Origin of the sequence: Acinetobacter sp. Root1280 (assembly GCF_001425285.1) — a bacterium.
Lineage (GTDB): Bacteria > Pseudomonadota > Gammaproteobacteria > Pseudomonadales > Moraxellaceae > Acinetobacter > Acinetobacter guillouiae.
In genome coordinates this window covers 23,734-49,778 of the sequence record NZ_LMED01000010.1, presented here as the reverse complement: position 1 = coordinate 49,778, position 26,045 = coordinate 23,734, and the positions used below count along the sequence as shown (strand labels likewise).

Genomic DNA, 26,045 nt, shown 5'->3' with positions numbered 1-26,045 from the left:
TCTCTCTTTATTTTATAAGTGTTACTGACATTTTTGTACTAAAGCTGTAGCCAGATATTAACTGGTTTTGCATGTTTTTCATACACTTTTATTCTGTAAAAAGTAAAATCTATTCGAAAAAAGAAAGAGGTACTTGACCTCTTTCTGTGCAAATCATTGTCTAATCTATGATTGAGACATTCATCTACAATTTTTAAAGCAATATATAAAAATCAGATAATCTTTCCATGTGGAATTTGATCAATTAACTTTTGCGGTGCTTTAAAACGTTCGCCATATTTTGCTTCAAGCGAGTTCGCTCGAAGCAAAGCTTTTTCTAAACCATACTGATTTAAGAATTGAATCGCTCCACCGGTCCACGGTGCAAATCCAATACCAAAAATCGAACCGATATTGGCATCAATCACAGATTCCAATACATGCTCTTCATAGCATCGTAAGGTATCTAAAGCTTGAACAAATAGGAAACGGTCAATCATTTCTTGTTCAGAAATATCAACATCTTTCTTCCAATGGCTTAAGCCATCCCAAAGATGCTTTTTGCCACCTTCTGGATACTCATAGAAACCAGCACCAGCTGCCTTGCCTTTACGTTCAAAGGTGTGAATCATGGTTTCAATAACATCATCAGCACCTGAAAGTGGTACATCTTTACCTTCTGCCTGAAGTGCTTTACGGGTTTCTTTGGCCACATGCTCAGAAAGTGTTAATGCCACTTCATCTTGAATCGCCAATGGGCCAACAGGCATACCGGCTTTCAGTGCTGCCATCTCAATACGTGCAGGATGTACGCCTTCATGCAGTAAACGTAGACCTTCTTGCACAAATGTACCAAACACACGGCTGGTGAAGAAACCACGACTATCATTGACTACAATTGGCGTTTTGCCAATTTGTTGCACATAGTCATAGGCTTTTGCTAAGGTTTCAGCAGAGGTGTTTTTACCTTTGATGATTTCAACCAATTGCATTTTATCGACAGGACTAAAGAAATGTAGACCAATAAAATGCGTATCATCTTTAGAGGCTTTGGCTAAACCCGTGATCGGTAATGTTGATGTATTTGAAGCCATGACACCATCATTAGCAAGAAATTGTTCCGCTTCTTGAGTCACTTTGGCTTTTAATTCTTGGTTTTCAAATACAGCTTCGATAATCAAATCACAGCCTTTTAAGTCTTCTGCAGATGCCGTTGCGGTAATCAAACTTAAAACTTGATCACGTTTTTCCGCACTCATACGGCCTTGCGAAACACGCTTATCCAATAATTTTTGGCTATAGGCTTTACCCTTTTCAGCATTTTCCACAGAGACATCTTTTAGCACAACTTGAATGCCTTTGATTGCTGTCGAATATGCAATACCCGCCCCCATCATGCCTGCACCAAGTACACCCACTTTGGTCGCTTGCCACTTAGCAATGTTTTTAGGACGACTTGCACCTGCTTTAATTGCATTCAAACCATGCCAGAATGTTCCAATCATATTCTTGGCAACTTGCCCTGTTGCAAGATAAGTGAAGTAACGACCCTCTATACGGAAAGCTGTATCTACATCAACTTGGGCGCCTTCCACTGCGGCAGCCATAATCGCTTCAGGCGCTGGATAACAGCCCTTGGTTTTATCACGTAGCATTGCAGGTGCAATTGCCAGAATCTGGGCAACCGCAGGTGTTTTAGGATCGCCATTCGGAATTTTATAGCCTTTCACATCATAAGGCTGTTGAGATTTTGGATTGGCTTTGATCCAAGCAATTGCTTTGTCCAGCATGTCTTGCTCGCTATCTGCAAGCTCATTGACCAAACCTAAAGACTTGGCTTTATCTACCCCAAATTGCTTACCTTCCATAAGGAATGGAAATGCATTTTGCAAACCTAGCAGGCGTACCATACGCACCACACCGCCACCACCTGGAAGTAAGCCCAGTGTTACTTCTGGCAAACCTAATTTGGTTTTAGGATCATTTAAAGCAATACGATAATGACAACTTAAAGCAATTTCCCAACCACCACCTAACGCTGTACCATTAATCGCCGCAACCACAGGAACACCTAAGGTATCAATCGCACGAAGATCACCTTTTAGCTTGGCAGTCATATTAAAGAATTCAGTGGCATGTTCTGGCGTTGCCTCAATCAGCTCATCCAAATCACCGCCGGCAAAAAAAGTTTTTTTCGCAGAGCGATAAATCACACCTTTTAAATCGGTTTCAGATTTAAGTTTAGACACAACATTTTCTAAAGCCACACGAAAATCAGCGTTCATGGTATTTGCAGACTGGTTTGGAGAGTCCATCGTTAAAATAACAATGCCATCCGCATTTTTTTCATATTGAATTGCACTCATTATTATTCTCCTTATACCAACTCAATAATGGTCGCAATACCCATGCCACCACCTACACACAATGTTGCTAGACCACGTTTTTTACCCTGACGTTCTAATTCATCAAGTAGCGTACCAAGAATCATTGCACCTGTTGCGCCCAATGGGTGCCCCATTGCAATTGCACCCCCATTTACATTGACCTTTTCAGCAGGAACTTTAAGTTCAGTCATAAAACGCATCACCACAGATGCAAAGGCTTCATTCACTTCAAAGAGGTCAATATCGTCAATAGTGAGACCTGCTTTTGCCAGCGCCTTACGCGCAGCAGGTGCAGGACCTGTGAGCATGATGGTTGGATCTGTTCCAACCAATGCCGTTGCCAATACTTTTGCACGAGGTTTTAAGCCTTGCTCTTTGACTGCTTTTTCAGAAGCAATCAGCACCACAGCTGCGCCATCTACGATGCCCGATGAGTTTCCAGCATGATGTACATGGTTAATTTTTTGCGCTTCTGGATATTGTTGTAATGCAATCGCATCAAAGCCCATTCCACCCATCATTTCAAAACTTGGATTGAGTTTTGCCAAGCCTTCAGCAGTTGTGGTCGGTTTAATGAATTCATCTTTGTCAAGAATCGTAACACCAGCTTTATCTTTAACCGCAACCACCGACTGATCAAAGCGTCCCGCGGCCTGAGCAGCAGCAGCTTTACGTTGTGAGTTGGCAGCAAACTCATCCACATCTGTACGGCTATAGCCATCGAGCGTGGCAATTAAATCCGCGCCAATCCCTTGAGGAACAAAATGTGATTTTAAATTTGTTTCAGGATCCAGTGCCCAAGGTCCACCATCGGAACCCATTGGAATACGTGACATAGACTCTACGCCGCCAGCAACAACAATATCTTCCCAGCCTGAACGTACTTTTTGAGCAGCCATATTGACAGCTTCAAGACCTGAAGCACAAAAACGGTTGATTTGCACACCGGCAACATCATTGTCCCAGCCTGCCGCAATTGCAGCAGTTTTAGCAATATCACCACCTTGATCAGCAATTGGTGTTACACAACCCAGTACGATATCGTCTACTTTTGAAGTATCAAGCTGGTGACGATCTTTCAATTCATTGAGCAATGTGGTTAATAATGTAATTGGTTTCACTTCATACAGTGAACCATCTTTTTTTCCTTTTCCGCGTGGTGTGCGAATGGCATCAATGATGTAAGCCTCGCTCATAGCTGTTCCTTCTTATGACTTCTAGGTTGTTATCTGCTTTGAGTGTACGTTATAAAGTTGAGAGTTCAATGACGAGAACGAAATAGTCAGTTGATATTTTTTGTCAATTGGCTGGTTTGCTCTGAATGGGTAAACAAAAACAAATCGCGTATTTCAATTAAGCGCCAATCTCATTGCACATCTGCTGTTACGAGAAAAACCATATGCAACTTCATGCTCAAGTTTATGCTCAAGATAGAGAGGCATCTCAAGCGCATTGATCTTTTCAAAGCCTAATTTTTCATAAAATGGTCGATTCCAAATCACATCATGAAAGGTGGTTAAGGTCACAGCATCACAGCCCTCTCCCTGAGCAGTAGCAATCACATATTCAATCAATTGCCGACCGATCCCTTGTTTTTGAAATGCGGCACTCACATCTAACTCGATAATATATAAATCAAGCGCTTGTCTTTCTGCATATAAAAAACCTGTAGCTTGATTCTTTTGATTAATCGCAACAAATGCATAAGCAGAAGAAATCAATTGCAAATGATCTTGTGCTGACAACACTGGGCTTTCGACAAGCCAAGATAACTCGGGAATACTTGAAAATGCTTGAGTAGCAGATTTTTCTATTTCGATCAGTTGCGCTATATCCGAAGGGTCAATTTTTCTAATCAAACATGTCATCTATATATCCAGTATAAAAATATTTAAATATCATCTAACTAATTAGCTCAAACCTAAAATAAGCAGGTCCGATATTCTCTTTTTTCATAATCATCACAATCATAGCGAAGATTATTCAATGCGCTATTGAGTGGATAAATCTAAATGATAGAACTGATTGAAATCAGACTCTTGATATTCTGAAAAAGAAGCACCTTTGATAAAGCCAAATTTTTTATACAAGCAAATTGCGGGTTCAAAAGATGAGTGTGTTCCCGTTTCCAAACTCAATTTTTGGTATTCACGTTGTTGTGCAATCAATAAAAGATGTTTCAGCATTTCTGTTGCAGCACCTTTACGTAAATGTTTGGGATGTGTCCGCATAGACTTTAATTCAGCATGTGTAGTTGACAACTCTTGAATTGCACCACAAGCTAAAAGTTCATTTTGTTCCCAAAGGGTAAAAAAGCTAATTTCGGGTTGTTGTAACGCAGTTAGATCTAATGCAAAACTATGCTCAATCGGTGAGTTTTCATGCATACCATGTAAATGAATTCTGAGTAAATCTTGTACTTGCACATCATCAAACTCAGCAAGTCTAATCATTTTTTAATACCCTATTCTTGAAAATTCTTTCACTTTATCGCTTATATCTTACAAGAAATTTTAGCTGAAATGATCAGGCATAAAAAAGCCCAAGTATCACTTGGGCTTAGGATCAGCTAAATTACTTTAGAATTCATCTATGTCGAATTAATGATAACCATGCAATTGACGATATAGTCCTGGGGTAACCCCTGTCCATTTTTTAAATGCGCGATGGAAGGTACTGGTTTCACTAAAGCCCACTTGTTGTGCTACATCTTCCAAGGTTAAATCCGGATTTAACAACAAATGAATTGCAGCATCTCGACGCAAGGCATCCTTAACACCTTGGTAACTCTTACCTTCTGCAGCCAAGCGACGGCGCAAGGTTTGTGGTGATAAATACAACATTGAAGCCACATCATTTAAGGTTGGCATTTCTTCACCAATTTGACTCTTTAAGACTTCACGAATACGCGAAGTTAAAGAATTGGTATTTTTGAATTTCACCAAAAGCTGAGCAGGCGCAGCTTTTAAAAACTCTTCTAAACTTGCTTCATCCTGACGAATCGGTAAATCCAAATAGTCTGCGGCAAAAGTAATTTCAGTACGTGGCATATCAAATTGCATCACTGGTGCAAAGAACAGCGCATCATACTCATCTGCATGATTTGGACGCGGGTAACCAAAATGTACCCGTTCTAAAGGAATACGACGTTCAATTAACCATGAAGCTAGACCATGCCAAATCATCAACATACTTTCAGTAATAAAATGATCAGGGTCCATAGTTTTTGGAATCAATGGCACTAAACGCGCTTCATGTTTATCACGTTCGACCGCGACCGACCATTCATCACCAAATAATTTATAAAATTGTGATGATAACTCTAAAGCATCACCCAAAGTTTTAGCGTGGATAATCAATTGGCACATGATGGCAAAAGATCCCAAACGACGAGGTTGGATATCAAAGCCAACATGTTCATCTTGGGTCACCATCCACAGCATTTTCACAAAACGTGTATATTGCTCTGGTGAAATACGTGCTTTAGGTTGGCGAAGTAATTCTGCTTCTATGCCAACATGTGAAAGTAAGGTGTCAACGTCCATTCCTAGACGCTTCACACCTGTTAAGGCTGCATTCACAAAATGGATACTGATCGTATCACGACTCATGGTAAATCCTTCACTCTCTTTGATGTTCACTAACAATTGACCTAAATGACGCTAAAAAATGTTTTATTGGCGATTTACAACAGTGCAGATCACCTTTTTACATCATAAATTGCCGAAATGATCAAGGTAAATGGCTGAACATGACATTGTTTTGTTAATTTTATATTTCTATTATGGGTGTAAAATCAAGACAGTATTGGTAAAAACAATTATGACAACAGCTTTAAAGGGATTGAAAGTACTCGATTTTTCCACTTTATTACCAGGTCCATTTGCAACTTTATACCTTGCAGACCTAGGTGCAGAAGTGATCCATATTGAATCGCCAACGCGTCCAGATCTGGTGCGCTTGTTCCCGCCTTATGCCAATGGACAAGCGACTTCACACAGTTATCTCAACCGAAATAAACAATCCGTCACTTTAGATTTAAAAGATCCTGCCAGCATTGAGCAAGTTAAACAGAAGATTTCTGAGTTTGATATTGTCGTTGAACAATTTCGTCCGGGGGTGATGCAACGTTTGGGTTTGGATTATCAAACTTTGGCTGAAATTAACCCACGTTTAATTTACTGTTCAATTACGGGTTATGGCCAAACAGGTTCATATAAAGATAAAGCTGGACATGATATTAACTATATTGCCCTGTCTGGTATCGCTGGACACTGTGGTCGCCAAGACAGTGGACCACCGCCGATGGGGATTCAAATCGCAGATGTAGCAGGTGGTTCCTTACATGCTGTCATCGGTATTCTTGCTGCTGTAGTTGAACGCCAAAATAGTGGTCTGGGACAATATATTGATATTTCCATGACCGATTGTGTGGTGGGGCTCAATAATATGGCGGCCGCAGCCAGTTTGGCTGGTGCTCAACAGCAGCAACGTGAATCTGAACAGCTTAATGGCGGGACCTTTTATGATTATTATGAAACGGCCGACGCTCGTTACTTATCTATTGGTAGCTTAGAGCCACAATTTATGACTGGACTGGCAAGCGCCTTAGAATTGCCAATCCTTCTACAAAAAGGTGCTTCTTTCGATACCGAAGATCGTCAAATACTCAAGCAAGCGATTCGAGATAAAATTAAAAGTAAAAATCTGGCTGAATGGAATCAACTGTTTGAACAACTGGACGTTTGCGTAGAACCCGTACTGAGTTTAGACGAAGCACTGCAATCCCAAATTTCTCAACAACGTAATTGGGTGGTCAATGTGCCATTGAAGCCTAATTCTGATCAAACTGAACCACAGTTAGCCTGTCCAATTAAGTTTTCAAGATCACAAATGCAATATCACTATATTGGTCAGCAACTGGGTGAAGGGAAATGGTAATTGCCCATTTAATACAGCTAATACAGCACAATTCAAGTTAAATAAAATTACAATTCTGTCATTTTACTTACAATTTGTATAATTTGTAACCATAGCATCCTGTGTAATCTTAATTCTAAATACGTTACACAGGTACCCTGTTCTTCTCAGATCAATTTTAATCCATGGTTTTTCAATTAATTTTTAAATAAAATTTAGTAGTTTAAAAACAATAGATTAAATTGACCAAAAACATTCAAAAAGCCAATATTCATTTATTAAAAAATTATCACCATGAGATAAAATACTCACATTAATTACAATTAAAAGTCAAAAATAATAGATTTTTATACAAATATGAGAGTATTATAAATAATTAGTTACAAAGTGTTATCAAGGTCACCAAATATGAATAAATCTAAAGGTCACTTTTATTGGGCTATCAGCTTATTATCTTTATGTAGTTCTTTTCAAAGTGCTCATGCAGCTGAAGCATTTAATGCAGAAAGCCCATGGATGTTTGGTGATTGGAACGGAAAAAGAACCGAGCTCCAACAAAAAGGTTATGACTTCAGCTTCGGCTATACTGGCGAATTAGCCACCTTATTAGATTCAAAAAACCATTCAAGCCATGGTACTGAGTATGCAGATCAGTTTGCGATTGGTAGTCATGTAGACTTGGAAAAAGTGCTTGGATGGAAAGACACAGAAGCCCAAATCACCATCACTGAACGTAATGGTCGTTCATTGTCGCAAACCTCTGATGCCCTTGCAGGACAACTCAGCTCAACCCAAGAAGTTTGGGGTCGCGGTCAAACTTGGCGCTTAACTGATTTTTGGATCAAGAAAAAATTCTTTGAGCAAAAATTAGATATTAAAGTGGGTCGTTTTGGCGAAGGCGAGGATTTTAACAGCTTTGACTGTGATTTTCAAAACCTTGCACTTTGTGGCTCTCAAGTGGGTAACTGGGTAGGCGACCAATGGTATAACTGGCCTGTTAGCCAATGGGCTGCGCGAGTTAAATATAACATCCAACCTGACTTATATGCTCAAGTCGGTGCTTATGAATACAATCCTGAAAACTTAGAACGTGGCAAGGGGTTTAACTTAAGTACAGACGGTTCACATGGTGCAATTATTCCTGCGGAAGTGGTTTGGCAACCAAAACTCAGTGCTGCAAAATTGCCAGGCGAATATCGTTTGGGCTATTACTATAGTACTGTCGATGCACAACGCATTAAAAATCCAAATGAAACAGATCATAAACAAGGTGGATGGCTGGTTGCCAAGCAACAATTTACAGCACATCACGGTGATGTACGTCGTGGCTTAACGGGTTTCATTAATTTAACCCTTCATGACTCAGACACAAACACTGTCGACAATATGCAAAATATTGGACTGGTCTATAAAGGTCCTTTCGATGCGCGCCCTCAAGATGATGTCGCAATCGGTTTTTCTCGTATCAGCATCAACAATGATGTGAACGATACTCAAATTCGTCAACAAGATGAAGAGTACAACACTGAAATTTACTACGGTGTACATGCAACAAATTGGCTGACGATCCGTCCAAATGTGCAATATATTCGTCATGTTGGTGCATATAAAGATGGCGAAAATGCATGGGTTGGCGGTATCAAATTCCAAACTGCATTCTAGTGTTATAGATCATAAATATTTCGATGCAATTTTAACTCTTCTCTCCCCTCGCATCGAAATATTTAAAATCTAAAAATTTAAACAATGTGCTTCATTAATCCTCAATGGAAAGGTAAAGCGTAAAAAATTAATCAAATAGATAGGTGGTCAATATGCAAACTCCATCTTCAGGACTCAGAACCCTAACAGTTGTGATTGCAATTGTTTTCGGTGTAGTTCTATTAGGCGGCGGAGTATGGCTGGCAGCACTGGGTGGGTCTTGGTACTACATCATTGCCGGGATACTTTTCATTGCAACAGCAATTTTATTACGCAAATTAAATAGTTCTGCTTTATACGTTTATGCAGCCTTAGTACTCGGCACAGTTGTCTGGGGACTATGGGAAGTCGGTTCAGATTTCTTCGCGCTTGCACCGCGTTTAGATATTTTAGGTGTGTTTGGCTTATGGCTACTCATTCCAGCAGTAACACGTGGTTTCGATGCCAAAAGTGCTAAAATTGCACTTTCAGGTACATTGGCAATCACCATTGCGGTTATGGCTTATTCTATCTTTAATGATCCACAAGAAATTCGTGGGACTTTAACCAGTAAACAACCAACGCCAGCAGCGATTGATGGTATTGCAGATGCAGACTGGCCGGCTTATGGTCGGACTCAATCTGGTTTACGCTATTCTCCGTTGAACCAAATCAACTCAGAGAACGTTAAAGATCTTAAAGTTGCTTGGACCTATCGTACAGGTGAATTCAAGACTGAAAATGATTCAGGCGAAACAACCAATCAGGTCACACCGATTAAAATCGGGAATAACATGTACCTGTGTACAACCCATCAAAAATTGGTTTCTCTTGATCCTTCTACAGGTAAAGAGAAATGGGTATTTGATCCAAAACTCAAAGCTGATAATACCTTCCAACATTTAACTTGTCGTGGTGTTTCTTATTACGATGCAGACAATACCGTTGGTTTCGCTGCAAGTTTACAAGCAAAAAAATCCTCATCTACCGAATGTCCGCGTAAAGTTATTTTACCAGTCAATGATGGTCGTATCGTTGCGGTAAATGCTGAAACAGGTAAAGCATGTTCTGACTTTGGTCATAACGGTGAAGTTGATTTACAAAAGGATATGCCATTCCCTTATCCGGGTGGTTATATTCCAACATCACCACCTGTTGTCACAGGCACCACAATTATCATTGGTGGTTCAACGACAGATAACTATTCGACTCAAGAGCCTTCTGGTGTTATCCGTGGTTATGATGTAAATACTGGTGCATTACTTTGGGTATTTGATACAGGTGCTGAAAATCCGAATCAGATTCCGGGTCCTGGTCAGAAATATGTCCAAAACTCACCGAATGCATGGGCTCCGCTTGCATATGATGCAAAACTCGATATCGTTTATGTACCAACAGGTGTAGGTACGCCAGATATTTGGGGTGGTAACCGTACAAAACTGCATGAACGCTATGCAAACTCAATGTTAGCAATCAATGCAACAACGGGTAAATTGATCTGGAACTTCCAAACGACTCACCATGATTTGTGGGATATGGATGTACCATCACAGCCAACCTTAGCGGATATCAAAGACAGAACTGGACAAACTGTTCCAGCAATCTATGTATTGACTAAAACAGGGAATGCCTTTGTTTTAGACCGCCGTAACGGTAAAGCAATTGTACCGATTAACGAACGTCCAGTACCACAAAGTGTAAAACGTGGTCCGCAAACTAAGGGTGAATTCTATTCTCCAACGCAACCGTTCTCAGACTTTAACTTAGCACCTCAAGAAAAATTAACGGATAAACAAATGTGGGGCGCAACCATGTTTGACCAGTTAATTTGTCGTGTGTCATTCCACAAGTTAAATTATGACGGTATTTATACTCCACCTTCAGAAAACGGAACTTTAGTTTTCCCTGGTAACTTGGGTGTATTTGAATGGGGTGGCTTATCACTTAACCCTGACCGTCAAATCGCAGTCATGAATCCAATTGGCCTACCTTTTGTCAGTCGATTGATTCCTGCTGATCCTAACCGTAAACAAACAGCCAAAGGTGCAGGTACAGAAGCGGGTGTTCAACCCATGTATGGCGTCCCTTACGGCGTTGAAATCAGTGCATTCCTTTCACCATTTGGCCTACCATGTAAACAACCTGCATGGGGTTATGTTGCTGGTGTAGATTTGAAAACACATGATGTTGCTTGGAAACGTCGTATTGGTACAATTCGTGACAGTATGCCAGGTATTCCATTGCCACCATTTAAAATGGGTGTGCCAATGTTAGGTGGTTCGATCTCAACAGCGGGTAATGTGATGTTCATTGGAGCCACACAAGATGATTACATCCGAGCAATCAATGTCAGCAATGGTGATGAGCTATGGAAAGGTCGTCTACCAGCAGGTGGGCAAGCAACACCGATGACCTATGAAAGCAATGGTAAACAATACGTTGTGATCATGGCGGGTGGTCATGGTTCATTTGGTACCAAAATGGGTGACTCTATCGTTGCTTATGCATTACCAGATAAATAATCTTAAATTGAGGTAAATAAAAAACAGGTCTTGATGGCCTGTTTTTTATTGCTTTATCTAAATCCATACACTTGTATAAAAGTGAATCTGCTTTTTGGATAAGATAGATATTCTATCCCCCGTTTGATCGCGATATCCATATCACCATGCGATAGCCAATCTTTAAAATGCCCTACTCTTTACCTGACCATCAAAATGAAAACAATCTTCAATACGAATTTTTTGCACAGGTGAAAGTTGGTCAAAGTCAAACCATCGATACTCAGAATGCTCATCGCTTAAATTGATTGACTGATCGTTCTGCAATGTACACCTAAACATAAATGCATGGGAATTTACTGCAGCATGATAATAAACCCCTGATAAATATTCGATCGAAACATCACAGCCTAATTCTTCTTGGCACTCACGAATCAGCGCATCATGCACTGTTTCTCCCTGATCCAGCCCGCCACCAGGTAAGCCCCATGCACAATCTGCATAGGTTGCTTTCAATAACAAGACTTGTCGATTTTCATTAAAAATCACAGCGTGCGAACTCAAACGATAAAAATCATGAAATCCCATTGCTCAAAACCCACTTAATTGATTATCTTGCCAAATAACATTTTGAAAAAATTAAACGTAGCGCATAAACAATTGCCATAGCAAAAACAGCATAACCCACTTGGGTAAAGATCATCGGAATACAGAGTACGATGGCGGCTGTAATTGGATAAAACCATTTCTTGATCCCTGAAAGATGGTGAATTTCCTGTAGTAACCAAAGGCTCGCAGTATAGACAATCAAAGAGATAGCAACAAAATAACTGACGATGCCAGCCGAGATCTCAGCCTTATGCGTCACCACATCCACCGCAGCAGCTAAACCCGCACCAAGGGCTGCAATACTCACGAAAATAAAAAAGTGACCATAGCCCCATGAAAATGCACGTTTACGACTATTGAGTCGTTCAGCGACATCATGATCAAAATATGCCCACCACATGGTAAACATAATCAATAAGCCACCAATGGTCAAAAATATTAATTCTTGGCTTAACAACTGATTATTTAATGCATCAGAAATTGCTGCGAAACTTCCAATGATTGATTCGCCAAGGACAATGATGGTGAGTAAAGCATAACGTTCAGAAATATGATGTGGATGCCACGGTGTCATGTTATTTGCTTCAGCAAAGATGGGCACACTCAGTTCAGCAATGACTAAAAGTAGAAACAAATAAATGGTGAAATTTATTGGGGTAAAATGAAAAAGTAACCAGCCAATCTGTACGATGATAATACCAGCCGCATATCTCAACGCTGTTTGTTTACGCTCAGGATCATTTTTGGCAACACGAAACCATTGTGTAACGAGGCCCAAACGCATGATGACATAACCAATAATGATCACATCAAAATCTTGTTGCTGAAATGCGCTAGGTATCCCTGCTGCAATCACAAGTGAACCAATAATCTGCACAAAGGTCATGATTCGATAAAATACATCATCATTGTCGTAGGCAGATGCAAACCAGCTAAAGTTCATCCATGCCCACCACAACGCAAAGAACACCATAAAATAAAGTGTTAAGCCATGTGATAAATGATTTTCGATAATGCTATGGTGTAATTGTTGCCCTGCTGTAGCAATGGCGACCACAAAAATTAAGTCAAATAACAATTCTAATGAGGTTGCAGCGCGATGTGGTTCGTGTGGATTTCGTGGTGCAAGTGGCTTTAACCACCCATATTTTACAAATAATGAATTTGGCATTATTTTCACATTATTGAGATTATTATCATGATTTTTCCAAAACTCTAGCTTTCATTCAAGTAAAAAACTGAGTTCTTTTGACAATTTTGTTAATGATCTAACATCTATCTCTTAAATTTAAAAATTCATAAATAAAAAGCCCAATCAAAGGGCTTAATAACAAACAAATCTAGCTTGCTAAACCACTAATTTCAATTTAGCAATGTCTTTGATCACGATCGCTTTACCAGTGCTCATATCAATCGGCATCGAAATATGTTGATGTACGACTAACCATTGATCACCTTTCTTTTTCAGACACAATGTTGTTCGACACCATGGCATCTGCAACTTATCTTTAAGCACAGAATTTTCCACTTTTGAATGGCAATGCAATACAGCCAAATCGTTTGACGCATAGATCTTCATATTGCGACGTACAATTTGCACATTTTCACTAAAATATGGACTGAATTTCTCCCATTCTTTTTTGTACGCATCGATACCGTCTAATTGTATACTCACATCAAACATATTGATATCATCCGCACATTGATCTAATAGATGATCAATTTTATTACCAAGAACAGCAGCATCCCATAATTCAATTTGAGATATTATCTCGTCGGCAATTTTCACATTACCATCGATTGCTATTTTCATCATAAAACCTCATTATTCTTATTTGTGATGAATTTAACACTTAATAAGTATTATGTGAAGTGTTTTGTTTATTTTTTTCATATCTAATCAATTTAAATCAAAATAATCATTGTTAATTAATCTGATTTAAGCAGTTTATAAAACCAACCCTATTATGCTTAGATATTAACCAAAACCTTTCACAAAAATAAATCACTCAATAATACAAATAGATATAAAAAATTTGCCCTTCATCATAAAAAGCTTATTTTTAATTTAATTAATAATTCTTCAATAATTTATTAACTAAATTTAATAATCTTCTTAATTAATGTTGAAGCTGTTATTAAATAATCATTCTCCTTTTATTTAATATTGAAGTTAGCCTAACATATTTAATCTCTAAAAAATCTTTAAAAAAATCATAAATGACCATGAGAAAAAATCATACTAGCCTTCCAATATAAGGGGAAGCTCAAAACTTAAGATATAAATAGATGATCTAAACTGATATCCAACTCAAGTTTATATATTGGGTTCGAGGTGATTATTCTATACAACTTAATAATATATATTTTTATGGTTTAATTTCTATGTTTTAAAACCCATTACAATCATTCAAATATTAGGATTTTATTACCATAAATAGACACTTATTTTCATCGTCTGTTTTTTGAGTTCAAAAAAAAGCATGTCGTTGCAATGACATGCTTTTACTGATTGATGTGGATCATTTATTGCGGATTTAGGTTGGTTCTGTTAAATCTTTTATTTTCTCTGAAGGGCCATTTTTCTTCACCGACTCAATTCCATTATCTCGAGCAGCATCGCCTGAATAGAATTGACTTGTTCCGATAATTTGATGATTCGCCGCTTTCAAGTTGAAATAAGGTTTACCATTTTTCGCTTCTAGACGATCATAACGTACATCATCTGGGCTATTTTTTTGCACAGAGGCAATACCATTTTGTGCAGAAGCTTTTGCTTTATAGAGCTCACTGGTGAGAATAATTTCCCCATTTCCTGCTTTTAATACAAAGCGATATTGACCATCTTTAGCTTGACTAATTTCATACCATCCTGACATGGTTCACCTCTTCATTATTTTCGGTTTATTTTATTTCACAGCGCTTATTGGACATAAATTACGCTACTGATATGAAATATAAATGACTTTTCATGTTAAAAAAAGATTAATTTGTTATAACTTTATTGTTTATGTAACGATGCAGAGTTACATAGTTCAAATCAGAAGTATGCTTTTATTATTAAGTCACAATAAAATTTAAAGCCATTTAAAAAAATGACTTTAAATTTAGATTCTGCATTTAGCCACTAACGATCAATGATCAAAAAAACCTGTGCTGGTATAACCTGGATAGACTGTTTTCATTAAACGCTCGATTTCCGAATCATTGCAACGTAAAAAATTTTCCAAACAATCTCGAAATACCGCAAAAGGAAGGTCATCGTTATCAAAACTGGGCATCTCTTCAGATTTAAACAAACCAAAAAAATGCGATTTTTGTTGTTTTTGATAGAGTTCAGCATGTGCATTAAAGTTATATTGATTGCGACTATAAACCACAAATAATCCGCCGAACTTACGTCCAGTTTGAATATGCTCAATTTGAAAAAATGGAAAATCACCGTGGTGCTCCTCCATGTATCCCCAGACGACTTGTTGCATCCAATCAATCTGATCAAAACGACTTAAAATTTGCGTTGCTGCATTACTTTCAAAATCAAGTGAAGTTATTTCAAGCTCTTTAAATAACTCAATTCGAATTTTAAAACTCATCAGGATTACCTTTTATACACATCGCTTATTTAAAGCATTCAGATTTTTTAAAAGCGACAAGAAAACAGCAGACTCGGAACACTATGAATCAGCTGTTTCAGCACTCAATTCGATGAACAAACTAACAGATTACTGGAATATCAATCCATGCACTGTTCGGAAAATGTTTCACCAAATAATACTTTAAAAATTCTGCGGTATCTTTTGAAATCAGTTCATCCTGAGATTCATCATTTAAATTATAAGCAAGAGCATAAAGCTCAAGCCCACGACTTTTTAAAGCCTCTAAACTTAAAATCGTATGATTAATACTGCCCAATCGGCCTGAGCTGACTAAAATCACAGGAAGCTTTTTCTGTGCCACATAATCAATTGAAAGTAAGCTGGTGGTTAGGGGTACCATCAATCCACCTGCACCCTCTAATAAGACAACATCATATTTTTCAGCCAGTTGTTGAGTTGCTTCTGCAATTTTTTCAAAATCAATCTCACGCCCATCAATTTTGCTGGCTAAATGAGGCGATGCAGGATAGCTAAAGATTTCAGGCATGGTGAGCTTGGTTTCATCCTCTGGAAACCAGCCCATTCCCATAATTTCACGATGTTGTTCGATATCTTCTGAAATATCGGTATTACCAGTTTGGATTAATTTCTGAGTAATGGTTTTTTGACCCTGCTCATTCCATAATTTGGCTAAATACCCGGTGGTATAGGTTTTGCCAATTCCGGTATCTATTCCACTGATAAAGTAAACTGATCCAGTCATGACATTCTCCGCAAAATACAATAAATAGGGTGATAAGTCAGTGAGTAGCGTATTTTCCCTGACTGATCAATCTGTGAAAACTGTTGATAGTGATGATAAAAATCGGAGAGACTCTGCTTTGTCCATCTAAAGCCAGATGCTGTCGCAGTCACTCCTGTGGCTTTTAAATGCTGCAAAATATATTTGGGGTGAGAGAAATTGAGATGCTCCATTTGTTCTGAAATATGTAGAATTTCAAAACCATTTCGCTTTAATTGTTGTTGCAGATCGTCAAGGGATAGGTAATTCAGACCTTGCCCCGTTAAGCTTTTAATTTCCTGTAAGTTATGCTGTCCAAAAGTTGAAAAACAAAAATACGCATTAGGATTTAAATGATTAAAGGCTTGTTGAAAAATGCCATTTAAATCACTCATCCATTGTAAAACGGAACTTGAGCTAATTAAGTCTAAATATTTTGGAAATTCAAGCTGTTCTATATCACCAATCCGATATTCAATCGGTTTATCCGCAGAAAAATGCTGCTGAACTTCCGGATATAGATCATTTAAAATCAAATGTTTAATTTGCAAATTTTGCAGTAAAAGCTCAGTTAAATTTCCTGAACCACAACCAATTTCAAACACATTTTCATAGTGTGCTGGGCAATATTCACTTATTAAATTAAACAGTTGTTGTGCAATAATTTTTTGTACGACCGCATGTTCAGTATAGCTCTGCCCTGCCTGAGCAAAACGCAAGGCAACCTGTGATTTATCAATTTCTGGATGTTTCACATTCAACTCACAACAACGGAGTTAGCTGATCTAGATCAGCATGGGTGATTTGAGCAGTTAAACAGATACGTAACCGTGAGCTGTATTGCGGTACAGTCGGGGGACGTACAGGCATAATATAAAATCCCACATCTTGTAATGCTTTGGCCTTTTCAACCGTTTTAATTGAGTCGCCTACAATGACTGGAACAATATGTGATGTTGATGGGCACTCAAAACCTTTGCTTTGAACAGCCTGTTGTAGATACTGACTTGTAGACTGCAAATATTGACGGCGCTGATCTAAGCCTAAAACTTTTTGAAAAATAAAGTTTGTCCATGCCATACATATTGGCGGTTGTGCTGTACTGAAAATTAAAGGACGCATAGTATTAATCAAATAATCCCGAATCACAGCATGACAAATTAAATAACCGCCAACTGAAGCGATTGCCTTACCAAAAGTCCCCACGAGTAGATCAATATCATCAATCACCGCATATTGTTCAGCACAACCTAAGCCCTGCTCACCACGTACTCCAATTGCATGTGCCTCATCTACATAGAGTATGACTTTGCAAAACTGTTGCTTAATACTCACCAATGCAGCTAAGTCAGTTTCATCACCATCCATACTAAAAATCGACTCAGTCACGACAATAATGCGCTCGAAAGCCTCACCTGCATGATATTTTTCTAAAAGCTGAGTCAAATGATTTAAATCATTATGACGATAACGCACATATTTGGCAGAGGATAAACGAATCCCATCAATCATACTGGCATGAATCAATTTATCTGCCAGAATCAGCGTTTTACTGTCTGCAAGTGCAGGTAAAATACCAATATTCATATGATAGCCGCTGTTAAATAACAATGCCGCCCGACCATGAAAAGCCTGAGTTAAACTATTTTCAAGCAGTTCATATTCTGGAAAATGTCCAGTCAACAAACGTGAAGACGAAGAACTCATTCGTCGTTGATCATTTGGTGTTTCATCAAAAAACTGTTCACGTAAGGTGAGATCAGATGCCAATCCTAGATAATCATTTGAAGCCAAATTGAGCATTTGATGCTGATCAAGGCGAATATAACGGCCTTGCTGAACATTCGAACGAAATTGGCGTAAATTGCCTTGCTGTTTAAGCACATCAAGCTGCTGTGAAAAATGTTCAAGGTGCGTATTGATCAAGCTCATGTGCTTTGCTCCATACCTTTGACCACTTCGACCAATTGTTCCAGCAAAGTTTTTAATTCTTGTGCTGTGATGACATATGGAGGCATGACATAGACCAATTTACCAAATGGTCGTATCCAGATACCACGACGTACAAATTCCTGTTGTAAAGTCTTCATATCGACATTCACAGTCAATTCAACCACACCAATCGCACCAAGAACTCGCACATCATGGACATGATTAAGGGACTGTAAGGGCTGTAAGGCATCTCTAAGCTGAGCTTCAATTCTTTGAATATTGCTCTGCCAATCTTGAGAAATTAATAATTGTGTACTTTTGACAGCAACTGCACATGCCAAGGGATTTGCCATAAAAGTTGGGCCGTGCATAAACACACCCGCTTCGCCCTGACTCATCGTTTCAGCAATATGCTTGGTGGTTAATGTCGCAGAAAGCGTCATATAGCCACCCGTTAGGCCTTTCCCGAGACACATAATGTCAGGTTCAACTAGTGCATGCTCCCATGCAAATAGTTTTCCTGTACGCCCAAAACCCGTAGCAATTTCATCAAAAATCAGCAAAACATTGTATTTTTCGCAAAGCAATTTGGCTTGACGCAAATATTCAGGATGGTAAAAACGCATCCCTCCCGCACCTTGTACAATTGGCTCAAGAATTAAACCTGCAATCGTTGCATGCTGTTCAGCCAAAGTTTTCTCAAGTTCAGCAATGTCATTTTGATCCCATTGCTCATAAAATCCGACTTGAGGGGCTGGAACAAATAAGCGATTGGGCAAACTTGAACCAAAAATTTGATGCATGCCCGTTACAGGGTCACAAACAGACATCGCATTCCAAGTATCGCCATGATAGCCAGATCGTGGGGTAACAAAATTAGTTTTCTCTGTATAGCCCTGTGAAGACCAAAACTGTACAGCCATCTTCAATGCCACTTCTACAGCGACGGAACCAGAATCGGCAAAGAACACTTTATCTAAATTAGGCGGGGTCAGTTGAACCAGTAATTTTCCAAGCTGGATCGCAGGATCATGGGTAAATCCACCAAACATGATATGTGACATATCCTGTAACTGATCTGTCACTGCTTGATTCAACTCAGGATGATTATAACCGTGAATGGCACACCACCACGAAGACATCCCATCTATCAATTGGCGCCCATCTTCAAGTTCAATGGTTACACCATAGGCTTTTTTAACCTTAAAGGTCGGTAAGGGATTGGTCATAGAAGTATATGGATGCCAAATATGTTGCCGATCAAAGTCCAGATCATCTAACTTTGATTGTTCAAGATCGACATCATCAAACCCATTATTTAAATCGGTCATCCGTTCACTCCATGTGCATTACAATTACAGCAAAAAACAGTTTAGCGATGTTAAACCTGCGCGCAATAAAAATAAATTGCGAGATTCACCACTGATCCATAGATTTATTCTATTTTTTGTAAATATTGGCAGATTTTGTCACTTAGACTTAAAAAATCAAAAACTGGAATACCATGTGAACCATTTACCAGCTCAACATCTAAAAACTTTGCTGTGAAATTTTTGAAATTCTCATAGACTTTGTGACTAACTAAAAAATCCTGTTGAGCAAATACATGATACTGCTTCCCTGCATAGTTTTTTAAGATCGCCACATTATTTAATTGTTCGAGACAGGCCAATCCCTGTTTTAATAACGCTAAATTTTGTGGCTGAATCAAACTTTGCAAATGTACAAAATCTTCACGTGTGGTTGCTGTACCCTGACAAACCATAAAACCAAATTTCTTTAATGTCGCAATTGCATCATGTTCAAAGGACTGTTTAAAGTTATGAAACATTGCCTGACTCATTGCCGTTTGCCATTCAGCATTTGCGACAAAACAAGGATTTGAAGCCAGTGTAATCAAGACTTTTTGCTGTTGATATTGCTGTTCAATTTGCTCGACTATCAAAGTCGCCAATTGTCCACCTAAAGACCAACCACAAATCACATCAAAATCTTTGGCTATTTCTACACGCTGTTGTAAGACACGTTCATCCAACGCATTAAAGATATTGATTAATACAACTTCATGGTCTTGCTGTTGTAAAGTCTGTTGTAAAGCATGAAGTAGTTTGGTTCCACCGCCCCAACCTGTGATCAGCAAAATACGTCGATTCAATTTAAATCACTATAAAACAGTAACGATGTTTTATTAGAGCATGCTTAAAATTGAAGGACAATCGGACTTACAACTATTTCTGATCTTGTAAATCGACCAATAAGCTGGCTGGAATCACTTTTTGCCAAGTGCGTTTAAATTGCTGATGTACTTGATCGATTGCAAACTGACTTTTTTTCGAAACTTCATGTGCTTTTGCAATATCATCTGCACGTGTATAAGCAATCAAATAATCTAGTCCATCCAGTTCCACATGGAACCATGATTCAACATGCACGCCTTCAGCCTGAAGTGTTTCAATTGCCTCATGCTTACGCCTATTCAATTGATTTTGCCATGCAACAACATCGTCCATCACCGCTACTTTCAGTTGAATCAATACTGCACCAACATCCATAATGTTAGGTTCTATTTATTTTAAATGGTCTTTCATCATAAATGGCATGTGAACAATTGCAAACATTTTACATACCGCCAAAACCTTAAAATTTGCTAAGATCAAATCAGGATCAATTTAGGAAAGTGTTTGTCATGAAATTATCACGACTGTTCAGTATTAGCTTACTTTCCGTTTCAGCTTTATGCATATTGAACACGGCCAGCCATGCGGAAAGCTCTATCCTCTCCAAACTGGATTCCAACCAAAAGCAATGGGTAGGTAAACCTGCGCCAAATTTTAAACTACAAGATCAAAATTCAAAATGGCATGAACTAAGTCAATATAAAGGTAAATGGGTTGTTTTATATTTTTACCCAAAAGATGATTCACCGGGCTGTACACAGGAGGCCAATCAATTTAAATCACTCTATCCACAATTTATAAAAAATAATGCGGTGGTGCTCGGTGTCAGTTTGGATGATGTGAAATCTCATCAAAAGTTCTCCGAAAAGCTGGGACTAAATTTTCCAATTCTTGCCGATAGCAATCATCAACTCGCAGACCAATTTGGAATCATCCGAAACTTGGGCATTGCCAAAATAGCAAAACGAGAAACTTTTTTGATTGATCCACAAGGAACAATTGTCTATCACTATAGCAGTGTAAATACCCAAACACATGCCGATCAAGTTTTAGCAGATATTCAGAAGTTTTCAAAGAAATAACCACTGAAGCATTAAAAAAGCCTTTAGATGAATATCTAAAGGCTTTTTTAATCTAAAACGTCTCACCTTAAGCAAGACGCTTAGTGTGTCTTACATTTGAGATTGAATATAATTCTGTAAACCAATTAACTCGATCAAACCTAATTGTTTTTCAAGCCAGTAAGTATGATCTTCTTCAGTATCGTTCATTTGTTGACGCAGCATATCACGGGTCACGTAATCGCCTTTTTCTTCACATAGCTTTACGCCTTGCGCCAATTTTTCACGTACATGATATTCCAATGCCAAATCGGCTTTTAAACAGGTTACAACATCTTCACCTGTGACAATATCGTCACGCTTCATGTTCGGCGTACCTTCAAGGAAAAGTACACGGCGAATCAAAGAGTCTGCATGTGAAGCTTCTTCTTGCATTTCATGATCAATACGTTCATAAATTTTGCTTAAGCCCCAATCTTCATACATACGTGAATGAATAAGATACTGATCACGAGCAGCCAGTTCGCCACCGATCAACATATTTAGATAGTCTATGACTTCTGGATTGCCACGCATTTCAATTACTCCACATTCTTTTGCAATAGTATGGACAAATTTTGCAAGTTTTGCAAAAGACAAAATGTGTAAGTTTATGATTTTTATAAAATTAAAATGATAAACATACGCATTTGCAATTTGAATAAGTATTTTTTCATATAAAAAATAACCGCTTACAATATTTCATTGATGGTTTATTGGTGATTTTTCATCAAATTTCAAAATGATTTATTTTGTAACCATTAAAAATGCTTCTTATTCACCCTCATTATTCCATTTTCTGTTCATTTTCAATGACAGAACCATCACTTTATCTTATTGGCTTTTTTTAATGCTAATATTTCAAGACAATTTTAACTTTAATATTTATGATATTGAATATTAACAATTAGCAGGAAAAAAATAATGTCTCAGGGAAACACATCAGCACCTATTCTAGTTACAGGTGCAACAGGCTATATTGCCAGTTGGGTTATTCAAAAATTACTTGAGCAAGGTTATACCGTTCATGCCACTGTACGTGATCTCAATAAGAAACAAAGCTTTGTACATTTAGAGAAAATCGCACAAGCTAGCTCTGGCACACTAAAACTATTTAAAGCCAACCTTTTAGAAAATGGTTCTTTTGATGAAGCCATGCAAGGCTGTGAAGTTGTGTTGCATATGGCTTCACCATTTGTTGTGACCAATTATAAAGATGCCGTTAAAGATATTATTGAACCTGCAATTTTAGGCACGGAAAATGTCTTAAATAGTGTCAATAAAACAGATTCTGTCAAACGAGTCATTGTGACTTCAAGTATCGCGTCTACTTATGGCGATGCAATTGATATTTTAAAAACGCAGCATAATCAGTTTGATGAATCTCATTGGAATACCACCAGTTCAACCACGCACCAACCGTACCCTTATTCAAAAGTTATGGCAGAGCGTAAAGCATGGGAAATGGCAGAAGCACAAAATCGTTGGACGCTGATCTGTGTTAACCCTGCATTGGTACTTGGCCCATCACTGACCGCAAATACACAGTCAGGGAGTGTAGAAGTCTTAGAGCAATTTGCCAACGGCATGACCTTACTCGGTGTCCCACCGATGTGGAATGGTATTGTGGATGTTCGTGATGTTGCTGATGCGCATATTTTGGCAGCATTCAAGGAAAATGCAGCTGGACGTTACATTATTAGTGGTGGCTCACTCAGCCTTTTGGAAATGGGTAAAATTTTACGTCAAAATTTTGGACAAAAATTTCCTTTTCCACGCAACCAAGTTCCGAAAAAAGCATTTAAATTTATTGGACCTGCATTTGGCTATTCACGTGATTTTATTGAAAAGAATATGGGCTACCCTATCTTTTTTAATGCTGATAAAAGCAAACAGGAACTGGGGATGAGTTATCGTAATATTGAAACCAGTTTAGTCGAGCATTTCCAGCAGCTTCTTGATGACGGTGTGGTGAAGAAATATATTTAATAACAGCTCAACTGATTCTTAAATCAAAAAAGCCTTTTTCAATCATGAAAAAGGCTTTTTGGCTTATAGCGTTCAATATCAGCTAAGGCTTAGAAATCAAAAGTTACACCGACTTTATAAGTTCGTGCACCACCGACTAAAGCATAGTTTGAATTAAATACACCTTCCCAATATTTTTTATTGGCAACATTATCAACATTTGCGAGGAATGTGGTATTTACCCCACCAAGTTTGGTTTTATAGCGAGCGCCTAAGTCAACAATCGTATAGTCTGGTAGTTCTAGCGTATTCTCTTCATTCAAATATTGCTCACTTACATAACTTACACGGGTATTGACATGAAGCCCCTCAACGTTAGGAATGGCATAATCAAGCCCTAAAGAAGCAGTAAAATCGGGTACACCATATATTTTATTACCTTCGAAAGCGACCTTCGCTGATTTCACATATTCAGCATCGATATAGGCCAAATTCCCCATCACAGATAAAGTATCTGTAACATTGCCAGAGAATGACCATTCTACCCCACGAGAACGCGTTTCAGCATCATCGTTGACTTTATTACTTATGCTGTCCAGATAAGCCTCAGGCTTTTTAATCTGATAAAGTGCCAAAGTATTTAACCACGAACCCAACTGATATTTTGCACCTAACTCATATTGCTTGGTTTGATAAGGTGCAAGTGTCTCACCTCTATTTGTCGCAGTTGGATAGGTCGTTTCTGAGACCGTTATCCCTTCAGCTAAGCCCTCGACATAGCTTGCATAAAAAGATAAATCCTCTCCAAATGGTTTGACAACAATCCCCAAACTTGGTGATAGCTTATCTGCACTATAAGCTGATTTTTTGACAAGATTCTTAGTATCGATATCTTGATAACGCCCACCTAAAATCAGTTGTAATTTATCATCCAACATTGAAAGCTGATCCGTTAAGGTATAACTCACATACTCATTATCACCATAAGGAACAATTTCTGGGTAGGTTGTTGGCATTGATCCTGTATTTGATGGATCATATAAATTGGTCGTAAACCCCGAACTGGTTGCGGATTTATGTTGTGAATATTTACGGGTTAAATAATCAGTACGCAATCCCAAAGTATGCTTGATCGCACCTGTATCAAATTTTGCTTCAAAGCCTGCATTAGCGGCAGTGTTATGTTCTTTTGATCCCACTCGATAATATTGTGAGGTTGCATTTCCATTTAAATTATTGACAATCATACGTGTGCCAAAAAGGTGACCATCATATGATTTTTCTACATATCCAATACCTGCAAATGCTTTTAAATCAGGGGTAAATTTATATTCACCGGATAAGCCTACAAATTGACTGTCGGTATTGCCTTCTAAGTTTGAAAAGTAGTTTAAATCACCTTTAGGTGCTGCAAGTACATGATTAACACTGCCCTTGCCACCCATGGCGACCATTGCAGGTGAACCGCCTTTACGATTTCCTTTGACCGCATAAGCATCTAAATTAATCTTTAGTTTATCCGTGGTGTAATCCGCAGCAATTGCCCCTAGAGCTTGACGATCATTCATTCCATCAATGATATGTTCGCCATCTGCATAAGCGCCATTCACACGCACACCAAACTCTTTGTTCTCACCAAAACGACGAGATACATCAAAGCCTGATTGATAATATCCTTCATCTTGAAACGATGCAGAAACTCGGGTGAGTTCTTGATCTGCACGTTTAGAATGCCCCATCACAATCCCGCCCACACTGCCTGTAGGTGCAACACCTGCAACCAATGCATTTGGACCTTTAAGTACAGTCACTGACTCTAAAAATTCCGTAGGCATCCGACCATAAGGTGCAACGCCATAAAAGCCGTTATAATTTAAATCCTCATGATTGACATCGAAACCACGGATTTTAAAATTTTCATTTAAATGTCCTTGATTGGTTGTGGTTCGAATACTGACATCATTTTTTAACACTTCCCCCGCTGTGTTTGCTTGTTGATTTTCAATCAATTGTGCTGAATAAGAGGTGATACTAAACGGCGTATCTATAATTTTCTTATTTCCCAATGGCCCCAAATCTGTATTTTTTTGCAAAGCACCATTGGCAAATGTTGGTTTTTCTTGTTCTTTTTCAGCAGCGACTTTAATCGTAGGCAAAGCAGTAATTTCATCATTTGCCCAAATTGTTTGTGTAAGTCCCCCACCAAAAAGCACGATTGAAATAGAATTGACTAGAAATGTTCGAGAAAAATTTTTCATATAAATAATAAGACACTTTTTAAATGATAATGATTATTATATATACTTTCACTATTGTTAAGAATTGTAATTTCTCATCTAAAGTTAAGTTTAATGGAAAATTCTAATTAATAAGAATTATTATCATATAGCGTGCTAATGATAGATCAAGCAACCT

23 protein-coding genes are annotated in these 26,045 nt (G+C 38.3%); 5 read left to right on the top strand and 18 right to left on the bottom strand.

Features of this window, described 5'->3' with window-relative positions; translation table 11 throughout:
- Positions 1-212 precede the first annotated feature (212 nt).
- The 5 genes from ASC84_RS09305 to ASC84_RS09285 form a co-directional block, all read right to left on the bottom strand.
- On the bottom strand, positions 213-2,345 hold the full coding sequence (locus tag ASC84_RS09305; RefSeq protein ID WP_056513996.1) for a 3-hydroxyacyl-CoA dehydrogenase NAD-binding domain-containing protein: 2,133 nt from the start codon (positions 2,343-2,345) through the stop codon (positions 213-215).
- An 11-nt stretch (positions 2,346-2,356) separates the two neighbouring features.
- A complete protein-coding gene (locus ASC84_RS09300; RefSeq protein ID WP_056513993.1) occupies positions 2,357-3,562 on the bottom strand; it encodes an acetyl-CoA C-acetyltransferase in 1,206 nt (401 codons plus the stop codon).
- Between the two features lie 153 nt (positions 3,563-3,715).
- A complete protein-coding gene (locus ASC84_RS09295; protein ID WP_056513990.1) occupies positions 3,716-4,234 on the bottom strand; it encodes a GNAT family N-acetyltransferase in 519 nt (172 codons plus the stop codon).
- Positions 4,235-4,357: 123 nt separating this feature from the next.
- The gene (locus ASC84_RS09290; RefSeq protein WP_056513986.1) at positions 4,358-4,819 is read right to left on the bottom strand and encodes a GNAT family N-acetyltransferase; all 462 of its coding nucleotides are present in this window, start codon (positions 4,817-4,819) and stop codon (positions 4,358-4,360) included.
- A gap of 147 nt (positions 4,820-4,966) precedes the next feature.
- Positions 4,967-5,977, bottom strand: coding sequence for an AraC family transcriptional regulator (locus ASC84_RS09285; protein ID WP_004724010.1), 1,011 nt, complete (start codon positions 5,975-5,977; stop codon positions 4,967-4,969).
- Positions 5,978-6,188: 211 nt separating this feature from the next.
- Here ASC84_RS09285 and ASC84_RS09280 point away from each other — a divergent pair, with 211 nt between their 5' ends.
- The 3 genes from ASC84_RS09280 to ASC84_RS09270 all read left to right on the top strand — a co-directional run bounded on the left by ASC84_RS09280 (position 6,189) and on the right by ASC84_RS09270 (position 11,488).
- The gene (locus ASC84_RS09280; protein WP_056514048.1) at positions 6,189-7,307 is read left to right on the top strand and encodes a CaiB/BaiF CoA-transferase family protein; all 1,119 of its coding nucleotides are present in this window, start codon (positions 6,189-6,191) and stop codon (positions 7,305-7,307) included.
- Positions 7,308-7,694: 387 nt separating this feature from the next.
- Positions 7,695-8,948, top strand: coding sequence for a carbohydrate porin (locus tag ASC84_RS09275; protein WP_056513984.1), 1,254 nt, complete (start codon positions 7,695-7,697; stop codon positions 8,946-8,948).
- 152 nt (positions 8,949-9,100) lie between these two features.
- The gene (locus ASC84_RS09270) at positions 9,101-11,488 is read left to right on the top strand and encodes a glucose/quinate/shikimate family membrane-bound PQQ-dependent dehydrogenase (RefSeq protein WP_056513979.1); all 2,388 of its coding nucleotides are present in this window, start codon (positions 9,101-9,103) and stop codon (positions 11,486-11,488) included.
- Between the two features lie 162 nt (positions 11,489-11,650).
- Here the strand turns inward: ASC84_RS09270 and ASC84_RS09265 are convergent, their stop codons facing one another.
- The 11 genes from ASC84_RS09265 to ASC84_RS09215 all read right to left on the bottom strand — a co-directional run bounded on the left by ASC84_RS09265 (position 11,651) and on the right by ASC84_RS09215 (position 20,937).
- Positions 11,651-12,055, bottom strand: coding sequence for an NUDIX hydrolase (locus ASC84_RS09265; protein WP_056513976.1), 405 nt, complete (start codon positions 12,053-12,055; stop codon positions 11,651-11,653).
- 22 nt (positions 12,056-12,077) lie between these two features.
- A complete protein-coding gene (locus tag ASC84_RS09260) occupies positions 12,078-13,247 on the bottom strand; it encodes a low temperature requirement protein A (protein WP_056513975.1) in 1,170 nt (389 codons plus the stop codon).
- 177 nt (positions 13,248-13,424) lie between these two features.
- Positions 13,425-13,889 carry a nuclear transport factor 2 family protein gene (locus tag ASC84_RS09255; protein WP_004724016.1) on the bottom strand — a complete coding sequence of 155 codons (465 nt, stop codon included), beginning with the start codon at positions 13,887-13,889 and terminating at the stop codon, positions 13,425-13,427.
- A gap of 724 nt (positions 13,890-14,613) precedes the next feature.
- On the bottom strand, positions 14,614-14,955 hold the full coding sequence (locus ASC84_RS09250) for a YegP family protein (RefSeq protein ID WP_056513973.1): 342 nt from the start codon (positions 14,953-14,955) through the stop codon (positions 14,614-14,616).
- Between the two features lie 255 nt (positions 14,956-15,210).
- Positions 15,211-15,669, bottom strand: a complete 459-nt coding sequence (locus ASC84_RS09245) for a hypothetical protein (RefSeq protein ID WP_056513970.1) — start codon at positions 15,667-15,669, stop codon at positions 15,211-15,213.
- 121 nt (positions 15,670-15,790) lie between these two features.
- Complete coding sequence (gene bioD / locus ASC84_RS09240; RefSeq protein WP_056513969.1) at positions 15,791-16,435, bottom strand: dethiobiotin synthase; 645 nt, start codon at positions 16,433-16,435, stop codon at positions 15,791-15,793.
- Positions 16,432-17,208, bottom strand: a complete 777-nt coding sequence (gene bioC / locus ASC84_RS09235; protein WP_056513967.1) for a malonyl-ACP O-methyltransferase BioC — start codon at positions 17,206-17,208, stop codon at positions 16,432-16,434. The genes bioD and bioC overlap by 4 nt, the downstream gene beginning before the upstream one ends.
- A 7-nt stretch (positions 17,209-17,215) precedes the next feature.
- The gene (locus tag ASC84_RS09230; protein WP_056513964.1) at positions 17,216-18,385 is read right to left on the bottom strand and encodes an 8-amino-7-oxononanoate synthase; all 1,170 of its coding nucleotides are present in this window, start codon (positions 18,383-18,385) and stop codon (positions 17,216-17,218) included.
- Positions 18,382-19,716 (bottom strand): adenosylmethionine--8-amino-7-oxononanoate transaminase, encoded by a 1,335-nt coding sequence (gene bioA / locus ASC84_RS09225; protein WP_056513961.1) that lies wholly within the window; start codon positions 19,714-19,716, stop codon positions 18,382-18,384. The genes ASC84_RS09230 and bioA overlap by 4 nt, the downstream gene beginning before the upstream one ends.
- Before the next feature lie 104 nt (positions 19,717-19,820).
- Positions 19,821-20,540, bottom strand: coding sequence for a hydrolase (locus tag ASC84_RS09220; RefSeq protein ID WP_056513958.1), 720 nt, complete (start codon positions 20,538-20,540; stop codon positions 19,821-19,823).
- 73 nt (positions 20,541-20,613) lie between these two features.
- Positions 20,614-20,937 carry a DUF6176 family protein gene (locus ASC84_RS09215; RefSeq protein ID WP_056513957.1) on the bottom strand — a complete coding sequence of 108 codons (324 nt, stop codon included), beginning with the start codon at positions 20,935-20,937 and terminating at the stop codon, positions 20,614-20,616.
- 134 nt (positions 20,938-21,071) lie between these two features.
- Here ASC84_RS09215 and ASC84_RS09210 point away from each other — a divergent pair, with 134 nt between their 5' ends.
- A complete protein-coding gene (locus ASC84_RS09210; protein ID WP_056513956.1) occupies positions 21,072-21,644 on the top strand; it encodes a peroxiredoxin in 573 nt (190 codons plus the stop codon).
- Between the two features lie 90 nt (positions 21,645-21,734).
- On the opposite strand, the gene bfr is transcribed toward ASC84_RS09210, so the two are convergent.
- The gene (bfr, locus tag ASC84_RS09205) at positions 21,735-22,199 is read right to left on the bottom strand and encodes a bacterioferritin (RefSeq protein WP_056513955.1); all 465 of its coding nucleotides are present in this window, start codon (positions 22,197-22,199) and stop codon (positions 21,735-21,737) included.
- Positions 22,200-22,586: 387 nt separating this feature from the next.
- On the opposite strand from bfr, the gene ASC84_RS09200 reads away from it, so the two are divergent.
- Complete coding sequence (locus ASC84_RS09200; protein WP_004724038.1) at positions 22,587-23,651, top strand: aldehyde reductase; 1,065 nt, start codon at positions 22,587-22,589, stop codon at positions 23,649-23,651.
- 89 nt (positions 23,652-23,740) lie between these two features.
- Here the strand turns inward: ASC84_RS09200 and ASC84_RS09195 are convergent, their stop codons facing one another.
- The gene (locus ASC84_RS09195) at positions 23,741-25,888 is read right to left on the bottom strand and encodes a TonB-dependent siderophore receptor (RefSeq protein WP_056513954.1); all 2,148 of its coding nucleotides are present in this window, start codon (positions 25,886-25,888) and stop codon (positions 23,741-23,743) included.
- Between the last annotated feature and the right edge of the window lie 157 nt (positions 25,889-26,045).